20 protein-coding genes and 1 other annotated feature are annotated in these 24,834 nt (G+C 37.6%); of the genes, 19 read left to right on the top strand and 1 reads right to left on the bottom strand.

Going from position 1 to position 24,834, the window contains the following annotated elements:
• Nucleotides 1–734 precede the first annotated feature (734 nt).
• The 17 genes from RVS70_RS18425 (at nt 735) to RVS70_RS18345 (ending at nt 22,077) form a co-directional block, all read left to right on the top strand.
• Nucleotides 735–1,520 (top strand): 2,3-dihydro-2,3-dihydroxybenzoate dehydrogenase, encoded by a 786-nt coding sequence (locus RVS70_RS18425; RefSeq protein ID WP_121605469.1) that lies wholly within the window; start codon nt 735–737, stop codon nt 1,518–1,520.
• 24 nt (nt 1,521–1,544) lie between these two features.
• Complete coding sequence (gene dhbC / locus RVS70_RS18420; protein WP_321134340.1) at nt 1,545–2,726, top strand: isochorismate synthase DhbC; 1,182 nt, start codon at nt 1,545–1,547, stop codon at nt 2,724–2,726.
• Between the two features lie 28 nt (nt 2,727–2,754).
• Entirely contained in the window at nt 2,755–4,368 is a 1,614-nt protein-coding gene (locus RVS70_RS18415) for a (2,3-dihydroxybenzoyl)adenylate synthase (protein ID WP_321134338.1), read from the top strand.
• A gap of 26 nt (nt 4,369–4,394) precedes the next feature.
• Nucleotides 4,395–5,288, top strand: a complete 894-nt coding sequence (locus RVS70_RS18410; protein WP_321134336.1) for an isochorismatase family protein — start codon at nt 4,395–4,397, stop codon at nt 5,286–5,288.
• A gap of 33 nt (nt 5,289–5,321) precedes the next feature.
• A complete protein-coding gene (locus RVS70_RS18405) occupies nt 5,322–12,470 on the top strand; it encodes a non-ribosomal peptide synthetase (RefSeq protein WP_321134334.1) in 7,149 nt (2,382 codons plus the stop codon).
• Between the two features lie 17 nt (nt 12,471–12,487).
• Nucleotides 12,488–12,673, top strand: coding sequence for an MbtH family protein (locus RVS70_RS18400; RefSeq protein ID WP_026683088.1), 186 nt, complete (start codon nt 12,488–12,490; stop codon nt 12,671–12,673).
• A 241-nt stretch (nt 12,674–12,914) separates the two neighbouring features.
• Nucleotides 12,915–13,610: a 4'-phosphopantetheinyl transferase family protein gene (locus tag RVS70_RS18395; protein ID WP_321134332.1), complete on the top strand. Its 696-nt coding sequence runs from the start codon at nt 12,915–12,917 to the stop codon at nt 13,608–13,610.
• A gap of 32 nt (nt 13,611–13,642) precedes the next feature.
• Nucleotides 13,643–14,674, top strand: coding sequence for a bifunctional 3-deoxy-7-phosphoheptulonate synthase/chorismate mutase (locus RVS70_RS18390; protein WP_034679931.1), 1,032 nt, complete (start codon nt 13,643–13,645; stop codon nt 14,672–14,674).
• Nucleotides 14,675–14,800: 126 nt separating this feature from the next.
• Entirely contained in the window at nt 14,801–15,655 is an 855-nt protein-coding gene (gene ytxC / locus RVS70_RS18385; RefSeq protein ID WP_226983661.1) for a sporulation protein YtxC, read from the top strand.
• A 342-nt stretch (nt 15,656–15,997) separates the two neighbouring features.
• Nucleotides 15,998–17,938, top strand: coding sequence for a threonine--tRNA ligase (gene thrS / locus RVS70_RS18380; RefSeq protein WP_121605464.1), 1,941 nt, complete (start codon nt 15,998–16,000; stop codon nt 17,936–17,938).
• A gap of 419 nt (nt 17,939–18,357) precedes the next feature.
• A complete protein-coding gene (locus tag RVS70_RS18375; RefSeq protein WP_026683085.1) occupies nt 18,358–19,104 on the top strand; it encodes a phosphotransferase family protein in 747 nt (248 codons plus the stop codon).
• A gap of 163 nt (nt 19,105–19,267) precedes the next feature.
• Nucleotides 19,268–19,558: an MGMT family protein gene (locus RVS70_RS18370; RefSeq protein ID WP_321134329.1), complete on the top strand. Its 291-nt coding sequence runs from the start codon at nt 19,268–19,270 to the stop codon at nt 19,556–19,558.
• A gap of 87 nt (nt 19,559–19,645) precedes the next feature.
• Nucleotides 19,646–19,768 (top strand) — a sequence feature (ribosomal protein L20 leader region).
• Between the two features lie 68 nt (nt 19,769–19,836).
• Nucleotides 19,837–20,340 carry a translation initiation factor IF-3 gene (gene infC / locus RVS70_RS18365; protein WP_026683083.1) on the top strand — a complete coding sequence of 168 codons (504 nt, stop codon included), beginning with the start codon at nt 19,837–19,839 and terminating at the stop codon, nt 20,338–20,340.
• A gap of 61 nt (nt 20,341–20,401) precedes the next feature.
• On the top strand, nt 20,402–20,599 hold the full coding sequence (rpmI, locus tag RVS70_RS18360) for a 50S ribosomal protein L35 (RefSeq protein ID WP_026683082.1): 198 nt from the start codon (nt 20,402–20,404) through the stop codon (nt 20,597–20,599).
• 63 nt (nt 20,600–20,662) lie between these two features.
• Nucleotides 20,663–21,019, top strand: coding sequence for a 50S ribosomal protein L20 (gene rplT / locus RVS70_RS18355; RefSeq protein WP_026683081.1), 357 nt, complete (start codon nt 20,663–20,665; stop codon nt 21,017–21,019).
• A 94-nt stretch (nt 21,020–21,113) separates the two neighbouring features.
• Nucleotides 21,114–21,404, top strand: a complete 291-nt coding sequence (locus RVS70_RS18350) for a DUF1294 domain-containing protein (RefSeq protein WP_200862598.1) — start codon at nt 21,114–21,116, stop codon at nt 21,402–21,404.
• Between the two features lie 88 nt (nt 21,405–21,492).
• On the top strand, nt 21,493–22,077 hold the full coding sequence (locus tag RVS70_RS18345) for a TVP38/TMEM64 family protein (protein ID WP_026683079.1): 585 nt from the start codon (nt 21,493–21,495) through the stop codon (nt 22,075–22,077).
• A gap of 44 nt (nt 22,078–22,121) precedes the next feature.
• On the opposite strand, the gene RVS70_RS18340 is transcribed toward RVS70_RS18345, so the two are convergent.
• Complete coding sequence (locus RVS70_RS18340) at nt 22,122–22,508, bottom strand: hypothetical protein (RefSeq protein WP_026683078.1); 387 nt, start codon at nt 22,506–22,508, stop codon at nt 22,122–22,124.
• Nucleotides 22,509–22,621: 113 nt separating this feature from the next.
• Here RVS70_RS18340 and RVS70_RS18335 point away from each other — a divergent pair, with 113 nt between their 5' ends.
• Together RVS70_RS18335 and RVS70_RS18330 are read left to right on the top strand one after the other, a co-directional pair.
• Nucleotides 22,622–23,107, top strand: a complete 486-nt coding sequence (locus tag RVS70_RS18335; protein ID WP_121605462.1) for a dUTP diphosphatase — start codon at nt 22,622–22,624, stop codon at nt 23,105–23,107.
• A gap of 81 nt (nt 23,108–23,188) precedes the next feature.
• Complete coding sequence (locus RVS70_RS18330; protein WP_205388694.1) at nt 23,189–24,274, top strand: M42 family metallopeptidase; 1,086 nt, start codon at nt 23,189–23,191, stop codon at nt 24,272–24,274.
• The last annotated feature ends 560 nt before the right edge of the window (nt 24,275–24,834 follow it).

The following is a 24,834-nucleotide window of genomic DNA, read 5'->3' as shown; positions in this document are numbered from 1 at the left end:
GGCCACTTCAACTCCTGTGGGAAATGTTTGACCTGAAGATCCACTTTTTTGAGCGGGTTTTGCTAAAAAAGTTAGCTGAAGGACAAACCCCACGGAAAGAGAAGTGGGCAGCCGGAGTGGTGGTCAAACAAGCAGTAGCTATTATTCCATAATAGCTACTATAGGAAGCGTAGATCTGAGCATTTAGTGATAAGGACTGAGCGAATTTTGCTCAGGTTTTTTAATAGCCTTGGAAATGAAGGAAACTATAAAATTTGAGCCTGTGGATAAATAGGCGCATGTTGAGCCGCGTCCGAAACCTAGGCAACTTCACGAATTGCCCTAGGAGAAGTCATCATCGGCTCGTAAGCTCACTTTGTTTCCTTTATTTCCGTTGACTCGCTCCATTCGCTACGTTTCTATTCGGGCGTTTGCACTTTTTGTTCTTTTACAGAAAAGAAAAGTATAAATAAGGGAAGAAAATTTAATATATCATAATATTCCGGTTTTTCATATTACTGCATAATTTTTAGCGTACATAATGAAAAAGACTTATCTGCTAGTTAGGATACTTGGATTCGCTAATTCTTTTGAAGCAGTACTAAACTTCCAATTGGTAAAAAGTTCAAATTATTACTTGATTTCATCATTGAGAACAGTTATCATTTAACTTAAATATTGATAATGATAATCATTATCAATTGAATGATTTAGATAACTATTTAGTACAAGAATAGATTGGAAGGAATGAAGTCATGCAATTTACAGGAATAACTGGAAAGGTTGCTGTTGTAACAGGTGCCTGTGGTGGCATGGGTCAGTCCATTGTTGAAGGGCTTTCTGATAATGGTGCTCATGTAGTTGCACTGGATAACAATACAGAAAAACTATTTGCATTTGTAAGTGAGCTAAAGCAAAACGGCCATCACATAACAGCTTTTACACTGGATATTCGTAATTATGAAAAGGTCGCAGAAACAATAGACATGATTGAACGTGAAGTAGGACCAATTGAAATTCTCATTCATGCCGCTGGGGTACTTTTTTTAGATTCTGTCGTTTCGCTTCCTAAATCAAATTGGGATACCACCTTTGAAGTCAACACTAGCGGTGTGTTCCATATTGTCCAAGCCATTACAAGACGAATGATCCCTCGTCAAGCTGGTGCAATTGTCGTAGTTAGTTCAAATGCTGCTCGAATGCCTAGAATGTCGATGGCAGCATATGCAGCTTCAAAAGCAGCTACTACAATGTTTGTCAAATGTTTAGGATTAGAACTAGCCAATTATAATATCCGCTGCAACATTGTTTCGCCGGGATCAACGAACACCGAGATGCTTAAACAACTGTGGAAGAATGACACAGGAGAACAAGTATCGATAAATGGTACTGCAGAAGAATATCGACTTGGTATTCCGCTAAGAAAAATTGGAGAGCCCGTTGATGTAACAAACACTATTTTATTTCTTATATCTGATATGGCTGGTCATATTACTATGGAAGATATATGTGTAGATGGTGGAGCAACATTAGGGTTGTAAAATTCATACAAAGGAGGATATAAATTGATAAATACTACTGCTTCTAATCAAAGTAAACAGATAACTTTACTTCAAAATTATCAAAAGGGCGATTTTTTATTAGCATCGCCAAAGCAAATGATCTTGGGTAAAGGAGTTTTTGCAAACGTTCATAAGTTAAATAGCCACGGAATAGTAGAGCAAATGAAACAGTCGTTGAATCAAGCAAAATTGACTGGTCATGCCAGACCAATTGTGATGGGAGCGATCCCGTTTGATTTTTCCGAGTCACCGAAACTGGTGATTCCGAAAGAGATATCTACTGCTGCTCCATTAGAAGTGAAAAAGCAAGTAGAGTGGAGGAAAGCTTCAAGCTCTACCTTTGAAATAAAGGCAGTTCCTGATCCTGAGGTATATATGGAAGGTGTACGTAAGGGGCTAAAGGCTATTGACACAGATCACATACAAAAAATTGTTTTATCCAGATCATTACATATTACCTCTGCTGAAAGGATAGATACACATCAATTATTAAAAAATCTAGCTTACTCAAATAAAACGGGATACACATTTGCAGTTGATGTATCATTGAATGAGCAGAAAGATACTGAGCCTCGAACATTAATTGGTGCAAGCCCAGAATTGCTTGTATCTAAGACAGGACAAAAAATAGTAGCGAATCCGTTAGCGGGATCACGACCTCGCTGTAAAGATCCGTTGGAGGATGAGCAACAAGCCAAAGAATTATTGGAATCCGCCAAAGATTTACATGAACATGCAGTAGTCGTAGATGCAGTAAAAAAATCGCTTCAGGAATATTGTCTGGAATTACATGTACCTACAACACCTTCAGTAATAAAGACAGAAGCAATGTGGCATCTTTCTACGGAAATTAACGGTATTCTAAAAGATCCGCACGTGACTTCCATTGAGTTAGCAATGGCTCTACACCCAACACCAGCTATTTGCGGTTTCCCCACAGAAGCTGCTCGCAATACGATTCAAGAAATTGAACCATTTGATCGTGGATTTTTTACTGGAATGGTAGGATGGTGTGATGAGGCAGGAGATGGAGAATGGATAGTCACCATTCGCTGTGCTGAAATTTGTGGTCGAAACCTTCAGTTATTTGCTGGAGCTGGAATAGTCACTGGTTCAAAGCCAGAAGATGAATTAGCAGAAACGGCAGCTAAGTTTGGCACGATGCTGCAGGGACTAGGCATTTAAGTCCTGAAATATGAAGGAGGGATTAAATATGGTTCTAGATGGATGTCCAACTTGGCCAGAAGAATATGCTGCATATTATCGAGAGGAAGGATGCTGGGAAGGAAAAACATTTGGAGACCTATTGGCGGAAAATGCCAAAAAATACGAGAATCGAATTGCCATGACTGATGGAGAAGTTGAAGTGTCTTACAGTGAGTTTAATAAAAAAGTGAATCAGCTAGCAGTAGGTTTCCAAAAATTAGGGATACAAAAAGGTGATCGTGTTGTCGTTCAACTGCCTAATCAAATTGCCTTTTTTGATGTCGTTTTTGCGTTGTTTCGGTTAGGCGCAATTCCTGTATATGCGCTTCCAGCCCATCGATATAGCGAAATTCACTATTTTTGTGAATTTGCGGAAGCAAAAGCATATATTATTCCTGACACGTATGGAGGATTTAACTATACATTGTTAGCCAGTGAGGTACAAAAAAGCGTAAATTCACTTGAACATATCATCGTTCATGGTGAGGCAAATAAATACACGTCGCTTTTTGATTTGTATTTACAAGCAGATTTTAAGGAACCTGAAATTAAAGCAAGTGAAATAGCGTTCTTGCAGTTGTCAGGAGGTAGTACAGGGCTGTCCAAATTAATACCGCGTACACATGATGACTATATGTATTCATTGCGCGTGAGTAATCAAATTTGTCAAATAACTAAAAATAGTGTGTATTTGGCTGTGCTACCAATCGCACATAATTTCCCGATGAGTTCTCCAGGTGTGTTAGGAATTTTGTATGCAGGAGGAAAGATAGTTCTTGCTTCTGGATCAAGTCCAGATGAAGCATTTCCGCTGATTCAGAAAGAGCAAGTAACGATTACAGCGCTTGTCCCACCGATAGCATTGATATGGCTAGAAGCGATTAAAAATCGAAGGGATGATTTATCAAGCTTACAGGTTATTCAAGTTGGTGGAGCAAAATTTAGTGCTGAAGTAGCGCAGCGAATACAACCTTCTTTTGGCTGTAAATTACAACAGGTATTTGGAATGGCTGAAGGTCTTGTAAATTATACTCGTTTGGATGATCCGGATGAGATTATTATACACACACAGGGAAAACCAATGTCTCCATATGATGAAATAAAGATTGTAGATGAAGACGATAACCTTGTTGCCACAGGTGAAGTAGGGGAACTATTAACCCGTGGTCCATATACCATATGTGGCTATTATAATGCGCCAGCACATAATCGAAAAGCATTTACCAGTGATGGCTTTTACCGAACCGGTGATTTAGTTAGTGTAAATGAACATGGTTATATTACCGTAGAAGGCCGTGATAAGGATCAAATTAATAGAGGAGGAGAAAAGATCGCAGCAGAGGAAGTAGAGAATCATTTGCTGGCACATTCAAATGTATTTGACGTCGCCGTTGTTGCGATGCCGGATAAATTCCTTGGTGAACGATCTTGTGCATTTATTATTCTCCATTCTGCTTCAGATCACCCAGGTGAGTTCAAACAATTTTTAAGGGAAAGGGGTTTGGCAGCATATAAAATACCTGATCGTGTAGAAATCGTTGAAACGTTTCCCAAAACTCCATTCGGTAAGGTCAATAAAAAAACACTACGACAAAAAATTGATCAAAAATTAAAAATATAATTATTACTTGAAAGGAAGTGGATAAGATGGGACTTCCATCTATAACGACATATCCGATGCCGCAATCTTCGGATTTACCAAATAATAAGGTGGACTGGAAGGTTGATCCTAAACGAGCGGTTCTGCTTATACATGATATGCAGCAATATTTTATTAATGCTTATGATTCTAAGCAATCTCCTTTGCCTGAACTAGTGAACAATATTAAGGATCTTAAACAACGCTGTACACAATTAAATATCCCAGTATTCTACACAGCTCAGCCAGGCAATCAAGCTCCAGCTGATCGGGCACTATTACAAGATTTTTGGGGATCTGGATTAAGCGAAAGTATACAGGAAACACAGATTATTAAAGAGCTTACTCCAGCTGAATCGGATACGGTGCTAACTAAATGGCGCTATAGTGCTTTTAAAAAGTCAGATTTATTACGTATTTTACAAGAAAGCGATAAGGATCAAATTATCATTACAGGTGTCTATGCACATATTGGTTGTTTAGTTACTGCTACGGATGCATTTATGGAAGATATTCAATCCTTTTTTGTAGCTGATGCAGTAGCTGATTTTTCAGAGGCAGATCATCAAATGGCCCTACAATATGCTGCGACTCGATGTGGATACTGTCTAACTACAGAAGCTGTTTTACGTGATCTTATCTCACATCAAGATTTAAATCAGGATGACGCGTTTTCGTTTTCAGATATGAAAATACAAATAGCGAATTTGCTCGATCTTCATCCTGACGATATTGCCAATAGGGAGAATCTACTAGATATAGGACTTGATTCGATTCGGATGATGAGTTTAGTTGAAGAATGGAGACAGCAAGGAATCGAAGTTAACTTTATGAAGTTAGTAGAAAGACCTACACTTCATGATTGGTGGGAAATGATTACTGGGATACCACAAAATACGTAATGTAGTGTCTATGGATAGGAGGTAACAACGTTTATGACTACAATGGAACACAAACGATTTCCTTTAACAGGTGCACAGACAGGGATTTGGTTTGCTCAAAAACTAGATCCGAATAACCCGATTTACAATACTGGAGAATATGTGGATATTATAGGGGATTTGGATATGAATTATTTTAAACAAGCGATTAGGCAGACCATTGTGGAAGCAGAGAGTTTACATGTCAATATTGAAGAAGATCTCGAAGGACCATCGCAATTCATTCAATTAGAGAGAGGCTTTTCTATTGATTATATTGATGCTCGTGACCAATCCTGTCCTAGTCATTTTGCGAAAAAATGGATGAAAGATGATTTGTCACAGCCCATCGACTTTGCTCGGGATTTATTATTTAAACAGGTTATCTTTCAACTAGATGATAACCGATATTTTTGGTATCAAAAAATCCATCATATTGCAGCAGATGCATTCGGTTTTTCTTTAATTAGTCAACGAGTTGCGTCGTTGTATACATCATTTCTCCAAGGAAAAAAAGGGGATGAGGGTAGTGCATTTGGCTCATTTATAAAGGTTATATCTGAAAACCGAAAATATAGAGAATCGGAGAAATTTCAGGTTGATCGTGACTTCTGGATGAATCATTTTAGTGATCATCCAGAAGTGGTTAGTTTAGCAGATCGTTCAACGAATCTACCGACGTATTACATAAGTGATACAACTTACGTAGATAATGCAATTCTTACATCTCTTCATAATAAATCCAAGGAACATAAAGGTAGCTGGCATGAAATAATAATTGCAGCATTAGCTATTTATGTACATCGGATGACTGGTGAAGAAAATGTTATTTTGAGTTTACCGATGATGAATCGTTTTGGAACATCATCTTTACATGTTCCAGCAACTGTGATGAATATACTGCCATTACGGTTATCATTGCAAGCGGATTTATCCTTACATGATCTGATTCAGCAAATTCAGCAAGAAATACGTGTGATACGTAAGCATCAGCATTATAGACATGAGGATTTGCAACGTGATCTCAAATTATTAGGTGGTAACCAACGTTTGACTGGACCCCAGATAAATATAATGCCTTTCGATTATACACTGCGATTTGGAGAAGCAAAAGGAACAACATACAAACTTTCAACAGGGCCAGTTGAGGACCTATCGTTGAATATATATGATCAGAAAAATGATTCTGGTTTACGATTTGATTTAGATGCTAATCCCGACGTCTATCATGAAGAGGAGGTGCATTTACATCTACGAAGAATAAAAAAACTTGTCGAAGATATAGCCAATTCCTCAATGAAACAAGCAATTGGTAGGTTTCATCTTTTACTAAAAGAAGAAAGACAACAGGTGCTAGAAGACTGGAATCCAGCCTGTCGTGAAATGGCTGATAAGCCACTGTTAACTCGTTTTGAAGAGCAAGTAAAAACGAATTCAGAACGTATTGCTGTAGAGTTTGGAGAGAAGAAACTTTCTTACGCTGAATTAAATGGCCGTGCAAATCAAATCGCCCATTTGCTTCGTAAGCGAGGTGTAAAGCGGGGGCACTTTGTAGCCATTATGCTACCTCGATCAGACGAAATGCTCATAGCTATTCTTGCAGTATTAAAAAACGGTGCTGCCTATTTACCAATTGATCCGAGCTATCCGGAAGATCGAATTACGTATATGCTTGAAGACGCACGACCTGCTTGTGTTATTACGTCAGTCAAAGATCAAATTTCATTGGAGAAAGAGGAAGTAATTGTAGTAAACCTAGATGATAAAAACATACAAGAAGAATTAACTTTCTCGAATAACCAAACCTTTCCCTCTCCTATTGTTTCTGGGAGAGAACCGGTTTATATGATCTATACTTCTGGTTCTACAGGCAGGCCGAAAGGAGTCGTTGTAACAAATGAAGGCTTAATTAATTTTCTCGAGTCAATGCAATTGAAATTCAATATCCAAGTTACCGACCGACTCTTAGCAGTAACAACAATTGCATTTGATATTTCTGCTCTAGAATTATTTCTGCCTATTTTAAACGGTGCGACAAGTGTCATTGTGGATAAAGAAACAATTCAAGATGCTGCTAAATTAGCACAAGCAATTGAAGAAAAAAATATTACCATCATGCAGGCTACACCTACTCTCTGGCAAACGCTTGTAACGTATCGCCCCAATGCAATCCAAGGGTTACAAGCGTTGGTTGGTGGCGAAGCATTAGCTGCAAAACTGATGGAGGACTTACTTGCGTTAGACTGTAACATAACGAATTTATATGGACCAACGGAAACGACGATTTGGTCTACTGCTATGCCAATTACAGGCAATGAAGCTAAACCCTTCATTGGCAGACCCATTGAAAATACCAAGGTTTATATTTTGGATGCAGCTTTAAACCCCTTACCTCCCAATGTTCCTGGCGATCTCTATATCGCTGGAAAGGGCTTAGCCAATGGCTATTTAAATCGCCCTGGATTAACTGCAGCAAGATTTATAGCTAATCCTTTCAGCCATTCTGGAGAGAGAATGTATTATACAGGGGATATTGCGAAGTGGCGAAACGATGGAACAATCGATTATATTAGTAGGTCTGACCATCAAGTGAAGCTGCGAGGATTTCGAATTGAACCAGGTGAAATTGAGAATGTACTGATGACACATCTAGATGTGGAACAAGCTGCTGTAGTTGTATTTGCGGACCAATTAAATAATCATCGGCTAGTAGCCTATCTTGTTGCAGATGAATTGTTGGATAAGAATAAAATTCGTGACCATGTACAAGATAAGTTGCCAGATTACATGGAACCATCTGCTTATCTTATCATTCCAAGTCTCCCACTAACCCCTAATGGAAAACTTGATCGCAAAGCACTCCCCGCTCCAGATATGGATCAAGTGGTATCAGATAGGGAGCCTCGGTCGCCGCAAGAAGAAATCGTATGTGATTTATTTGCAAAAGTGTTAGGTGTAAATCGTGTTGGAATTGATGATAATTTCTTTGATCTAGGAGGTCATTCTTTACTTGCTGGGCAGTTAATTAATCATATCCGTCAGATTTTTAACGTGGATATTGGTATTAGTAAACTATTTGCAGCACCAACCGTTGTGAGTCTTGTGGATGAGATTAATGATGGTAAGCTAGCTCGTCCACCGATAAAGAAAATGGAAAAACCAGCCAACATCCCTTTATCATTTGCACAGCAAAGGCTATGGTTTCTTCATCAATTGGAAGGAGCCAGTGCAACTTATAATATTCCAGTTGTTGTTGAATTAACAGGCAATTTAAACATTAATGCCCTAGAACAATCCATCTATGATGTAGTAGATCGACATCAGTCATTACGGACCATTTTTCCAGAGACCGAAGGAAATCCGCTTCAATTAATTTTAAGCATAAAGGAAGCTAACCCTGTCATTCACCGGAGACAAATAGATAAAACGGAGGTGAATGAAGCCATTCATTCTGAAATAACCTATTGTTTTAATCTATCGGAAGAACCTTCGTTTCGTGTAACGCTGTTACAAATCGAGAAGAATGGATTTGTACTTGTTCTCTTAATTCATCATATTGTTGGTGATGGTTGGTCGCTTCGTCCGCTTGTACAGGACATAGAGAGCGCATATCAACAGCGAAGCAAGGGTGAAGTACCTAATTGGCCTGCGTTGCCGTTGGATTATATAGATTTTGTATTATGGCAAGAAGCTTTATTGGGATCAGAAAATAATCGGACAAGCTTGATGGCAAATCAATTAAACTATTGGAAGCAGGAACTTGCAAATCTGCCAGATCAGTTAGATCTACCAACAGATTATTCACGTCCAGTAGAGTCAACTTATCAAGGCGATAGTTATTATTTTACCATTAATCCTGAACTTCACCACCATCTATTGAAAATTAGTAAACATAACGGTGTGAGTCTTTTTATGGTATTGCAAGCTGGATTTACGGCATTATTAACCCGGCTTGGAGCGGGACAAGATATTCCTTTAGGTACTCCAGTTGCTGGTAGAAATGATGATGCAGTAGAAGAAATTGTTGGTTTATTTATTAATACGATCGTATTACGGACGGATACTTCTGGAAATCCTAGTTTTCGTGAGTTACTACAGAGAATCCGTCATACAAATTTAAATGCTTATGAACATCAGGATGTACCGTTTGAACGATTAGTTGAAGAATTAAATCCAGTGCGATCTCGCTCAAAGCATCCATTATTTCAAATAATGTTTGCTTTACAAAATACACCGAACCCCAGTTTAGATTTACCTGAAGTAGAGAGTGATATAACGGTGAAGAGTGTTGGGGCAGCAAAATTTGACCTAACTGTTGAATTTCAAGAATATAGAAATCAGGAAGGAAATCCAGATGGTGTAAAAGGAATGGTTGAGTATAGTACAGATTTATTTAATCATCAAACCATTGATCATATGTTCCAACGATTTTTGCAATTGCTAGAATCAGCAATAATCGATGTTGATCAACCTATTGGTAAACTAACTATTTTGGGAAGCTGTGAAAAAGAGATGATCTTGTCTGATTGGATCAGGAAGAAAATGGAAGTAGTAGAAAATATACTTCCAGATTTATTTGAAAAACAGGTGGCGAATTATCCGCATGCAGAAGCTATCGTATGTAACAATACATCATTAACATATGAAGATATCAATCAACAGGCAAACAGGCTTGCTCATCTATTAATAGAAAAGGGTGTAGGGCCGAATCAATTTGTCGCTCTAGCAATGTCAAGATCCATTGATATGATCATTGGTTTACTTGGGATTTTAAAGGCTGGTGCAGGATACGTCCCGCTAGATCCGAACTATCCTAAAGCTCGAATCACTTATATGTATAACAATGCGCAACCTGTATGTCTCATTACGAATCATCAACATAAAGAGAAATTTATTCATGATGATCCAACGTTTATTATTGTCTTAGATGAAAAGCGTACAACACATCAGTTGAACAAACAGAAAACGTCAAATCCGACAAATAGTGATCGTAATGGTTCGCTGTCTCCTTATCATCCAGCTTATATTATTTATACATCGGGATCGACGGGAAATCCAAAAGGTGTAGTTATTCCACACCAGAATGTTGTTCGATTATTCGGAGCGACGGAGCATTGGTTCCATTTTCATGCGGAAGATGTTTGGACTTTATTCCATTCGTATGCATTTGATTTTTCCGTTTGGGAAATGTGGGGTGCCCTGTTGTATGGTGGAAAGCTAGTCATCGTCCCGCATGAGATCAGTCGCTCACCGGAAGCGTTCTTGAAACTTTTGGTAGATGAAAAGGTTACAGTTCTTAATCAAACGCCTTCTGCATTCTATCAGCTTATTCAGGTAGATAGACAGATGGAAGATGTAAGTCAAGAACTAAACTTGCGGTATGTCATTTTTGGCGGCGAAGCATTAGATCTTCATCGATTAGAAGAATGGTATGAGAGACATGAGGAAAATTATCCACAGTTAATTAATATGTATGGCATTACGGAAACAACTGTTCATGTTTCTTATAAGGAGTTAGATAAAGCAAGTATTGCGTTAAATGCGAATAGTGTCATTGGTCAGGGGATTCCAGATTTAGGAGTATATGTGTTGGATGATTATTTAAACCCTGTTCCCCCTGGTGTAGTAGGAGAACTATATGTATCTGGTGCTGGTATGGCTTTAGGTTATTTAGGTAGACCGGATTTAACCGCAGATCGATTTATAGCTAATCCGTATGGAACTAGCGGCAGTCGCATGTATCGAACTGGCGATCTCGCCTGCTGGAAGCATGATGGTTCCTTAGATTATATCGGTCGTGCCGATCAGCAAGTAAAATTAAGAGGTTTTCGCATCGAATTAGGGGAAATCGAAGCAGTCTTGACTAAGCATCCGGGTATTGATGATGTCGTCGTAATGGTACGGGAAGATCAGCCAGGTGACGAACGACTTGTCGCTTATATTACTTGTAAGGGTGACATGAAGGCAGAGGAAGAAAATTGGAAGGTGTTTGCTGCGAAACAACTTCCTGAGTATATGGTCCCGTCTGCTTATGTAATGATAGAAACTTTCCCGTTAACTCCAAATGGAAAACTAGATAAAAAATCATTACCTGTCCCTGAATATGGTACGAGCAACGCTTATCGAATCCCAAGAACGCCACAAGAAGAAATTCTATGTGACTTATTTGCAGAAATTCTTGATTTACCGCAAGTTGGTATTGATGATGGTTTCTTCGATCTGGGAGGTCACTCCTTATTAGCTGTTCAATTAATGACACGAATAAAGCAGGTGCTTGGTGTAGACTTGAATATTGGTACATTGTTTGCGGCTCCCTCTGTAGCGGGGCTTGCAGATCAACTTTCAGAAGAAGGAGATCATCATGCTTTGGATGTACTATTGCCATTAAGAGAAAGCGGTATTCAGGCTCCGCTCTTCTGTGTGCATCCTGCAGGGGGATTAAGTTGGTGTTATGCAGGATTATTAAATAGTTTAGGAAAAGATTTTCCGATATATGGTATACAAGCCAGGGGGATTGCTGATTCTGGTCAACTTCCTCCTTCTATTGATGATATGGCTAGTGAATATATTCAAGCGATAAAACAAGTTCAACCAAATGGACCATACCAGCTTCTCGGTTGGTCTCTGGGAGGGAATGTGATACATGCGATGGCTACGCAATTACAGGAGCAAGGAGATACTGTATCGTTAGTTGCCATGCTAGATGCGTATCCAAGTCACTTCCTTCCTATAAAGAATACACCGGATGATGAAGAGTCGCTTGTGGCTCTACTAGCGTTAGGAGGATTTGATCCCGAAACTCTTGGTGATGAAGCCTTGAATTTTGAGAATGCACTTAAAATATTACGAAATAACGGTAGTGCACTTGCGAGTCTCGGTGATCAAACGATATTAAACTTAAAAGAAACATATGGAAATTCGGTGCGTATTTTAAGTGAATACAAACCAAAAGCATATTCGGGAGACGTTCTGTTTTTCCGTTCTACGATTATCCCAGAGTGGTTTGATGAAATTTCACCAGAAACGTGGAGGCCATATATTAATGGAGATATGGAAGTGTATGATATTCATTGTCGCCATAAAGATATGTGCCAGCCGGAACCATTAGCAGAAATTGGTGATATTTTATTACAGAATCTCTTACAATTACAAGCCAATGAATAGAAAGGAGAAACACGAAAATGACTAATCCAATGGAAAATCCTAATGGTACCTATGTTGTACTAAAGAATAAGGATGGCCAGTATTCACTTTGGCCTTCCTTTCTCGATATACCGGGTGGTTGGAATGTAATATTTGGCGAAGATAATAGAGACAATTGCATGAACTATATTGAAACAAATTGGAAGGATTTATCCCGCATATAACTGGCAGTAAGCTCCCACTTCAAGCAATGAAGAGCAATATTGGTAAGAGGTGGTTCAACTGCCAGTAAATGTCCGATTGGTTCAGAGGCCTTTAGGTCATACCCTTGTGGTACTAACCATCCGTGGGGATAAACAAAACGCCCACGGAAGGAGTTTCACTCTCACTTTATTACCTTCTTCATTGGCTACAGTGAACAATTAAGACTAGTTTCTTTTGATAGAAATGTAGGAGGGAACGGTAGTGACCAATCTATATGTATGTAAACTCCCTAATAAAAGAAGTCATCAAGAAATTCAATGGTTATTTCCTTATATATCTGTTAGAGTTCAAAATAAAATAAGCAGGTATCGTTTGATCGAGGATATGTATCGTAAGCTGATCGGAGAGCTATTACTGCGTCATCCCTTTAACCGGTGTACTGGGTATAAGCTGCCAGTACAAAAAATAGAGATTACACAATACGGTAAACCATTTTTACCAGCATTTCCTTCCTTTCAGTATAATATTTCCCATTCTGGTGATTGGGTGGCGTTAGCAACACACCATTACCCTGTAGGTGTAGATATAGAAAAAATACAATCTGTTGAAAGTAGCGTAGTTAAGAATCTGTTTTCTCAAAAGGAATATACTGAAATGCTTAAACATGTACGACCGGTACAAGCATTTTATGAGATATGGACTGCTAAAGAGAGCTTTGTAAAGGCAACGGGAAAGGGAGTATTGACACCACTTCACTCTTTTGCTGTCAACAATTTACTAGGCAGTCGAATTCAATTTATCCATACCTCCTCCAAAGCAATAATAGAAGGTTATACATGTCAACAATATAGAGACATTAACGGTTATTCATTAGCCATCTGTACAACCAAGGTAGATGAAAAAGCGTTTGGAGGATTACGTTTTTGTCATTTCAATGACTTATTAAATGATCTGTAACCTATTCAGTTAAACACATTTCAAAGGAGAAGATGTCCATGCGTAAAGCTGAAAATATCGATGAAGTATTACTAGATTTATTATGTGCAAAAGGGCAACTTGTAGCTGAATCACTACGTAATTCGAAGATTTCAGATGTTGATATAAATTCTAAAAATAAAGGTCCTTATACTACGGAAACGATAAAACAGGTTCTTCAAGCACTTTCAGATGAAGAATTTAAAAATACAGAGAAAATGACCAAGGTATACTTACATTCACGTGCATTTCAAGAAGAAAATTCGGTAATTCATGTAGGTAATGAGTTAATCGGTAAGCAACAACCACAATTTATTATTGGTCCCTGCTCCGTAGAGAGCCATGAGCAAGTCTATCGAGTCGCTGAAGAAATGTCTAAAAGAGGTGTTTCTCTTTTACGTGGTGGGGCATTTAAACCGAGAACGTCACCATATGATTTTCAAGGCTTGGGAATCGAAGGGCTGCAAATACTAGCTGAAGTGGCTAGAACGTACAATATGTCAGTCGTTACAGAAATTATGAGCCCGGAAAGTATTGCTGAAGCTTATGATTACGTGGATGTTATACAAATTGGGTCACGAAATATGCATAACTTTGATTTGTTAAAAACGGTAGGAAAGCTTGATAAACCCGTATTGCTTAAGCGGGGATTGTCTGCGACGATACATGAGTTTAAAATGGCCGCAGAATATATTCTAAACGAAGGAAATAAAAATGTCATATTATGTGAACGAGGTATTCGCACATATGAAACAGCGACAAGAAATACCTTTGATATATCAGCAATTCCCATTTTAAAGCAAGAGACACATTTACCGGTATTCGCTGATATTTCACATGCAGCTGGTAGAAAAGATATTTTGCTTCCACAAGCCAAAGCAGCATTTGCAGCTGGTGCGGATGGTATTATGGCAGAGGTTCATCCGAACCCAGCGGTAGCATTATCGGATGCGAAGCAACAGATGGACTTATTAGAATTTGCTCAGTTTATGGACCAGCTTCATCACTTTTTAAATCGTTTTTTTGTATCAACTAGTTTGAAGTAATGGCAGTAGCATACTCTATAAATCTTGTATTCAAGGTGCAGATAGTAGTTTTTCTGGATTACTCATTATTTTCACTCTTTGTCCATATAATGTAACAGTTTGGTTGGATGAGGGTGATGTTTATTGGTGGAACTATTTATTGAGTCAGATAAGGAAGTCATTCGATTTTGTGAAAAGGTGCGGCAATACAATAAAAATATTAATCTGCACTGGAAAACTCATGAAGATTGGGGGAATCATCTGCAGTTTGAGGATCAAATTCCAAACCATATGCTAACAGAGGCAATTGCAAAATCTTTAACAGATGTATTTATTTCTTATCGATTGAGCAACATGATATCAACCGTAATTGAAGAGTTTTATTATTTTACGAGTAAAGATGAGATGGAGGAAATTCTTGAATTAACCAATTGGATTATGTCGGGTGAAGATAAAGATAGCTTACTCGTAAGGAAAAAGGAGGATCCATATCAAGTATTGGAGTCATTGTTTATTGCAAATATAAAGGATACAGCAACCATACATTACGATTCTATTGTAAAGTTCCGATTGAAAGTATTTCGCGATTATGTCATACACTATGTCGGGTTGGCTATTGATGAGTTTAAACGGGAAGAGGATCACCAAGAATTTGTGAATATGTTACGAGAGTACATTGCAAAGCGAGAGTCTATCGTTGATACTGTTCATGTTTTACAAGGGAAATCCTTCTCTTTTTTTAAACAAAATGGAAAACCTTTCTCGAAAATGGAACTTCGAATGCTCATGCAAAAAGAACCTTTATATATTGTTGGGTTGGATGAGGGTGAATTAAATTTGTCTCCGCTTGTGGCAATGGCTCCCAGAAATATATACATCTACGGGGATCATCCGTCTGAACCGAAGACACTTACCGTTATTAATGTATTTCAAGAGAAAGTAATGTTTAAACCATTTCATCATTTTCCATTTCCTTACTATGTTAAGAACGAACAACATTAAGACTTGCTTTTCATTTATACTGAAGCTATAATACAAATTATATAATTATATGTTAAGCTACAGGTAATGATAAGGACATAATTCATTGATATGGTATGGAAAGAGAAGGAAGCCAGTGGCTGAAAGCTTCCAACTTACTAACAATGATTTACCACCTTTGAACCCTGCTATTGAATGAAAAAAAGTAAGTAGCAGCGTATCATCTGCGTTATGGATGTATGAAGCCGTAATATTTATTTTTGATACGGGAAATAGGGTGGAACCACGACGTGACCAACGCTCGTCCCTTTGCTTAGATGCAAAGGGGACGAGCGTTTTTAATTTGAAAAAGGAGTGATAGCAATGACTGAAGAACTAGCATTTATTTTTCCTGATGGAGCAGAAAAATCCTTTCCAGCAGGAACTACAGGTGAGGATATAGCTGCTTCTATTTCATCAGGATTGAAAAAGCAGGCATTGGCAGTAAAACTAGACGGGATTCCATATGACCTAAGACGTGAATTGGACCATGGAGGAAAGATAGAAATTATTACGAATAAGGATGATGAGGGGATTGAAATCATGCGTCATTCGACAGCACATTTAATGGCGCAAGCAATAAAACGTCTGTATACTGATGTCAATTTTGGTGTCGGACCGGTTATCGAAGAAGGATTTTATTACGATATAGATATGGAGCATTCCATTACACCAGATGACCTCCCTAAAATAGAGAAAGAAATGAAGCGGATTGTCGATGAAGCTCTAGAGATTGAACGTATCGAAATTTCTCGTGATGAAGCGAAGAAAATGTTCAAGGATGACCACTTAAAGCAAGAACTCATCGATGCAATACCTGAGCATGAGCAAGTAACGATTTACAAACAAGGCGAATTTTTTGATTTGTGCAGAGGAATTCATGTTCCATCTACAAATAAAATTAAAGCATTTAAGCTACTTAGTATCTCTGGAGCTTATTGGCGTGGTGATAGCAATAATCAACAGCTACAGCGAATTTATGGAACTGCTTTTGCCAAACAAAGTCAAGTCGATGAATATCTTCGTATTTTAGAGGAGCGAAAAGAACGTGACCACAGGAAGCTAGGTAAGGAATTGGATATCTTTACAGTTTCTCAGAAAGTTGGACAGGGTCTACCATTATGGCTTCCTAAAGGCGCAACGATTCGTCGTGTAATTGAACGCTATATTGTTGACTTAGAAGAGCGTCTCGGCTATGACCATGTATATACACCTGTATTAGGAAGTGTAGACTTATACAAAACGAGTGGACACTGGGATCATTATCAAGATGACATGTTCCCAGAAATGAAAATGGATAATGAAGAATTAGTGCTCCGTCCAATGAATTGCCCACATCATATGATGGTTTATAAAAACCAATTATACAGTTATCGGAATCTGCCTGTACGAATTGCGGAATTAGGGACTATGCATCGCTATGAGATGTCAGGAGCTTTAGCAGGACTTCAACGCGTGCGAGCAATGACACTAAATGATGCCCACATTTTTGCCCGACCTGATCAGTTGAAGGATGAGTTTATTCGTGTTGTAGAGCTTGTCCAAAAAGTGTATGAGGACTTCGGCATAAAGGATTATTATTTCCGTCTTTCCTATCGTGATCCGGAAGACAAAGAAAAATATGTAGATAATGATGCAATGTGGAATAAAGCGCAGGCGATGCTAAAAGAGACAATGGAAGAAATGGAAGTTGATTATGTTGAGGCAGAAGGAGAAGCTGCTTTTTATGGTCCGAAGCTAGACGTGCAAGTAAAAACTGCTTTAGGTAAAGACGAAACACTGTCAACTGTACAGTTGGATTTTCATCTTCCAGAACGATTTGACTTAACGTATATTGGGGAAGATGGTAAAGAACACCGCCCTGTTGTTATTCACCGAGGTGTTGTATCGACAATGGAACGGTTTGTAGCATTTTTAATTGAAGAATATAAAGGGGCATTTCCAACATGGCTTGCACCAGTACAGGTTAAAGTGATTCCTGTTTCACCACGGGCTCATCTAGCGTATGCGAATCAAGTAGCCGATAAATTAAGACTTGACGGTGTACGTGTTACTGTCGATGAACGAGATGAGAAAATTGGCTATAAGATTCGTGAAGCACAAACACAGAAAATACCATTTGCTCTCGTTTTAGGAGATAATGAAGTGAACGAAGATGCGGTTAATGTCCGTCGTTATGGTCAAAAAGAATCGGAAACGCTCAGTTTTGAGACATTTACTAATTTAATAAAGCATGAGATAGCTAATAAAGTAATGAACCGCTAAACGAACAAACATACAGGCCTGAGACATAACGAAAACATCCTCTTCTATTTGTTGGTTCGACAATAGTTATTATAGTCCGATAGTATAGACTTCTGGGAGAACATGGCTGCATAAGCACCGTGCTCCAATAGATTCCGTGTTAGCTAAGGCATTTTCAACATAATTGGGCTTTTGTTTTAACTTCGTATTTTTCCTATCTCCATTTAATAAGTCAAATAGCCTATTCCTATTGATTTTGAAAGAGGAATAGGCTGTTTTATATGAAATTGGAGATATAGTGGGATGTAATAGTAAGAGGAAAAAACAAAAAGAAATAGAACTACTATATAAAGAGAAGAATTGATCTGTAGCAACCTGCTTATATGTGTAGAAATAGAGACGATAAATCTCCGAATAAGTGAATAGGGGAGAGGACATGAGTGAAATTAATTAACCAAATTGCTGTTGGCAATACAGCTGAAGTTTATTTATTGGACAATAAAATTGTCAAGCTATTTCATAAGAACATACCGAAAGAAACATCTGAGTACGAAGCAACGAAACAACGTATTGCTTTATCATGTGGGCTTCATGTTCCAACCGTATTGGATGTAACAATCATTGATGGAAGACAAGCGATAATAATGGAATATATAAAGGGTAGTACGCTAGGGGAATTACTGGAAAAGGATAATAGTCTGTTGGTTGATTACATTTCCATTTCGGTTGATATTCAACAAAACATACATGCTGTCATTGCAGATTCAATGGAAACAATGTCTGTAAAGTTACAGCGACAAATTGAATCAACTGATTATTTAACGGACAATCAAAAGTTAAGGCTAATCCAAAAAATGAAATCAATCTCCTATGAACCTAAGCTTTGTCATGGAGATTACCATTTATTTAATCTGGTTAGCACAGCTAGTAACGTAACTATTTTAGATTGGGTTGACGCTAGTTCGGGGGATATCCGTGCCGATGTATATCGTACCTATCTTCTTTATTCACAATTCTCAATGGAATTAGCAGATACGTATGTATCTTGTTATTGTGAAAAGAGTGGATTATCCATCGACGAAATTTTTCAATGGGCTCCTATCATTGCTGGTGCAAGACTATCAGAGAAAGTTTCTTCTGAAAATAATGAGCGACTTATTGCAATCGTGAACCAGTATTGTCCATGAATCGATTACACCAAGAATAGGGAATGAAGTGTGTAATGAAATTGAATGGAGTGGTCGCTAATATGAAATTCACTTATTTTTGCGCGTTGCTGGGCAACTGTAGCAAATGAATGTTATGATAAAATTAATAGAGTTAGTACACAAAGGAGAAGGTTAAAAGAAAATGGATAACGGCTTCTTTACAAAAGTTTATCAGTTAGTAGAAAAAATTCCAAAAGGACAAGTAGCTACTTACTCGCAAATCGCTCGAATTTTAGAGCATCCTCATAATGCAAGGGTAGTAGGATGGGCCATGAATAAGGCACCTCAAGGACTACCATGTCATAGAGTTGTAAAGAAATCTGGAGAATTAGCCCCTAATTTTCTCAATCAAAGGACATTGCTTGAACAAGAGGGAGTTGTCTTTGATAAAAAAGGACGAGTAGTATTAACTAGCTGTAATTGGAATTTCTAATACGATGATATAAATTTCTTATTGATCTTTTTTGACAGTTTCTTTTATTTGTGTTACTATAATTAAGTTGAAAATAATTGAATGATCTGAGACAAGTAGAAGCACCCGCTTCTCACCTGATTGACACCTGTTGGTAGTTGACTGGTTCCGACTCTTATATAAACGATTGGAGACGTGTGGGTGCATATATGCCCGCACTTTTTTCATGATGAAATTGACTTGTCGATAATGATCACAGCGTTAAACTTTTTTGGAGGTGGATGATAATTAGCAAAGATATGAATGTCAATGAAAAAATTCGTGCAAGAGAAGTACGGTTAATTGATTCAAATGGAGATCAGCTTGGCGTGAAATCTCGTCATGAGGCATTAGAGATAGCGCAAACGAGAAATCTTGATCTAGTGCTTGTTGCTCCAAATGCAAAACCGCCAGTATGTCGTATTATGGACTATGGGAAATACCGCTTTGAGCAACAGAAAAAAGAAAAAGAAGCACGTAAAAAGCAGAAAGTAATTAATGTCAAAGAAGTTCGCTTTACGCCTGGAATTGGTGACCATGATTTTGAAACGAAGCTAAAAAATGCTCGTAAATTTTTAGAAAAAGGCGATAAAGTAAAGGCTGCTGTTCGTTTTCGTGGACGTGCAATTACACACAAAGAGCTCGGCAGGGAAGTTTTAGATCGATTTGCTGAAGAAGTAAAAGATATTGCGACTATTGAGACGAAGCCAAAGATGGAAGGTCGTAATATGTTTATGATGCTTGCACCAGTGAACGAAAAGTAAATATACAGTTAAGAAGAAACTGTCAAATCAACAAAGCTGATGTTATAAGGAGGAAATCAACATGCCAAAAATGAAAACCCATAAAGGTTCTCAAAAACGCTTTAAGAAAACAGGTACTGGAAAACTAAAACGTGCACATGCTTACACAAGCCATATGTTCGCACATAAGTCTCAAAAACAAAAACGTAAACTACGTAAAAGTGCTACAGTATCTGCTGGTGATTTCAAACGAATTAAAACAATGCTTCCATATAAATAAGCATTACTATGTCAACTATTGATTTTTAAACTTTATTTTGATTTGTATTAGGAGGGAATTATTATGCCACGTGTAAAAGGTGGAACAGTAACGCGTAAACGTCGTAAACGCGTCCTTAAACTAGCTAAAGGTTATTATGGTTCGAAGAGAACGTTATTTAAAACAGCAAAACAACAAGTAATGAAGTCTGGTCAATATGCTTATCGTGACCGTAAACAGAAAAAACGTGAATTCCGTAAGCTTTGGATTTCTCGTATTAATGCAGCAGCTCGTCTAAATGATATGTCTTACAGCAAGCTAATGCATGGTTTGAAAGTTGCTGGAATCGATATTAATCGTAAAATGCTTTCTGACCTAGCTGTACATGATGAAAAAGCATTCTCTCAACTTGTAACAAAGGCGAAAGAAGCTTTAAAATAAATCGAAAAGAATCCATCTAAGGTATGGATTAGTAATAAGTATTAGGAAAAGACCAAATACTGCAATAATCGCAGAATTTTGGTCTTTTTTTAAAATGAAAATTGAAAGTTGGTTGAGGGAATTGGCAAGTTTTATACCATATTTAATAGGTGTTAATGCAATTACTTTTTTGTTTATGGGATTGGATAAGCAAAAGGCAAAACAGCAAAAATATCGGATTCCGGAACGTACATTTTGGCTGCTTGCGCTTATAGGTGGATCGATAGGCGCTTGGCTGGGGATGCAGTCGTTCCGTCACAAAACAAAACATCGATCTTTTGTTATTGGCATACCAGCTCTATTCCTAGCCCAAGTAGTAATAATAATTAGCTATTCCTTCCTCTAGATGTCATAAAGGCTCGTCTCTTGTCATATACATGTACTAATGCGCGTCCTAGCGTTTATAATAGCACAGCATGAGGAGGAGGCGGGTTATGGAGGGCTTCGGAAATTATTTAATGGCTGTTATGGAGACAGGGGGGTTATTTGCTCCTTTATTGTTTATTAGTTTTCATTTATTAAGGCCCTTATTTTTTCTTCCAGTAGTTTTTATTTGCATCTCAGGCGGAATTCTTTTTGGAGCGGTAGCAGGTACATTATATTCCTTAATTGGGATCACCTTATCCAGTATTTTATTTTATTTCATTGTAAATAAAATGCCAAAATCAATAAAGAAATTTATGAAGTTAAAATCAAAAATAGTTGGCCAACGATCCGCATTTACAACTTCACAAATCGCACTACTACGACTAATTCCATTTATACACTTTCATTTACTATCATTATGTCTATTAGAGGTATCAGCTGGATTTAAAGATTACACGAAATCATCCTTATTATCTAACATTCCATTGGCATTCGTATATACTTCCATTGGCCAATGGATTTCGAATTTAACTCCTCTTTATATCTTCGTGTTTCTAGTTGTATTGCTACCATTTCTTTATTTACTGCGTAGAAAGGAAATTATAATTAAATGGCAAGAATTCTTCCCTGTCCATACAAAAGAAAGTATATGATTCATGATTAGCGGCACACACGATGAATAAATGATGTGTGCCGTTTAATCCATTATAAATAACTTATTGATTGGATGTTTCCACTCAATATCTGCATATGGGTAACGAATTAATATCTCTTTTTCTAAGAAATATAAATCATCTCTTGTCAATCCTCGTAACTCTAAAGAGTCTTTAACTGTTACGTGAATATTAACAACCTCAAATGCATCTTCTGTTGTTCCTACGTACTTCTCTCCTTCAAACAAGCAGCCTTTATATACGAATTGAACATTCTTTTTACTGTTATTTGGTTCATCCAAAAAATAAAACTTATGCTCAGCTTTTGCAATAAGAAGTCGTCGTTGAGGATTTCTATAGTATTGTACCCACGTATATATGAGTAGTGCAAGTGCAATAAAGATAAGAATGCGAAATAAAATTACGATCATACAACCGTCTCCCTGATTATTATTACCCTATTATACGTACTATACTGTTCGTAGGTTTCACTATTTTTATGGATTCATGATACAATCGTAAAAAAGAGAAAAGAGGGGACAAATTGAATTGGAAAGAATTATACAATATGCAAACAGAATTAGATAGTTATATCGAAAAAAACAATAACATTAAGAAAGAAGAGGTATTTAAAGATAAGGTTTTAGCACTACTAGTTGAACTAGGAGAGTTAGCAAATGAAACTAGATGTTTTAAGTTTTGGAGTAATAAACCTAGAAGTGAAAAATCAGTAATTTTGGAAGAATATGTAGATGGTATTCATTTTATCTTGTCTTTAGGTATAACGAAAGGGTACTACTATCAAGGAGAGGCTCTCCCCAGTGTAGATGAAACGGAGACAGAATTATTCTTACGTATGTTTACAGTCTGTGATGCATTCTACCGAGATCAAAATGAATATACATATGATCAACTATGGAGAACGTACTTACAGTTAGGTAGTGCACTAGGTTTTTCTGAAAAAGATGTTAAGTATGCATATTTAGAAAAAAATAAGGTAAATTATACCCGGCAGCATGAAGGCTACTAGGACTAATGACGATCAAATATTTTGTACTTTCTGCCAATGAAGGTATAATAAATATATATCAAGTTATGAGGTGATGTACATATGGCAAAACAAGATGAAACATTAACGATGCTAAAGGAACTTACGGATGCAAAGGGTATCCCAGGAAATGAAAAAGAACCAAGAAAGATTATGAAAAATTACATTTCTCCATATGCGGATGAAGTTTTCTATGATAACCTAGGAAGCCTAATTGCTCAGAAAACAGGTGAGGAGAATGGACCTAAGATCATGGTTGCCGGTCATTTAGATGAAGTAGGGTTTATGGTAACTCGAATTGACGATAATGGTTTTATTTATTTCCAAACAGCTGGTGGCTGGTGGAGTCAAGTTATGCTTGCACAGCGTGTTACAATTATGGGGAGTAAAGGTGATGTTACGGGAGTTATAGGTTCCAAGCCTCCACATATTCTTTCAGCTGATGCTCGTAAAAAGCCAGTAGAAATTAAGGACATGTTTATAGATATTGGTGCATCTAGTAAAAAAGAAGCAGAAGATTTTGGTGTGAAGCCTGGAGATTCGATCGTACCATATTTCGAATTTACACCTTTAAAAAATGAGAAGTTGTTGTTGGCTAAAGCATGGGACAACCGTATCGGCTGTGCGATTGCAATTGAAGTGCTAAAGCAACTGAAGGATTCAGAACACCCGAATATTGTTTATGGAGTTGGTACTACTCAAGAGGAAGTTGGGCTTCGTGGTGCAAAAACAGCTGCTCATGCCATTGAACCAGATATCGGCTTTGGAGTTGATGTAGGAATTGCTGGAGACACTCCTGGCGTCTCTGATCATGATGCTGATAGTAAATTAGGAAAGGGACCACAAATTGTATTATATGATGCGTCTATGGTATCCCATAAGGGTGTGCGAGACTTTGTTGTGGAAACGGCTGAAGAAAACAATATCCCTTACCAATTTACATCTATGGCAGGAGGAGGAACAGATTCAGGTTCTATCCACTTAACCGCCAATGGTGTACCTTCTTTATCCATTACAGTAGCTACTCGTTATATTCATACGCATGCTGGAATTTTGCATCGTGATGACTTTGAAAACACTGTAAAATTAATTGTAGAGACAATTAAGAAGCTAGATAGAGACAAGGTTAATGAATTAATTTTTGATTAAGAACAAAAGCGAATGTGCTTGATTTCTGGGTGCTAGAGCTGGAAGCAGCACAACACGCCCGGATCATTCCACAGGCTCAAATTTTATAATTTCCTAAACTATGAAAAAGAAGCTGAGACAAAAGAATGAAGAAACAATAAAAAACGAACGATGATTAGTTGATGAAATTAATTAGTTAAAATTAATTATCGTTCGTTTTTTGATTGGAATCATTCATTTAGCACCTGAAATAAGCGAGACTCCGGCGTGAACAGCACGAGCCCGAAGATCCACTTGGTAACGGGTAACGTATTTTTCTTTACCAAGTTAGCTGAGGCCGTGCCCCATAGCCGTCAAGCTAATAAAAAAGAAGTATGGTGCAATGAAAATATAAACATATTTTTCCAGTTTAATCCGTATTCTTTTATGGGTACTTGTTTTCTTTTTTACACTGTTACTTACGCGGCACGGAAATGTACTTTATACGCAATGTTTAAGACATCAAAAGGACTTTTATGCTGACAACGATGATCTTTCCTTCCATGCCGGTATATGTTCTGGTAAATATTATCGATGAGAGC

The organism is Virgibacillus sp. M23, assembly GCF_034190895.1.
GTDB classification, from domain to species: domain Bacteria; phylum Bacillota; class Bacilli; order Bacillales; family Amphibacillaceae; genus Virgibacillus; species Virgibacillus salarius.
Note: the sequence above shows the minus strand (reverse complement) of the source record. Positions and strands in the feature narration are given on the sequence as shown.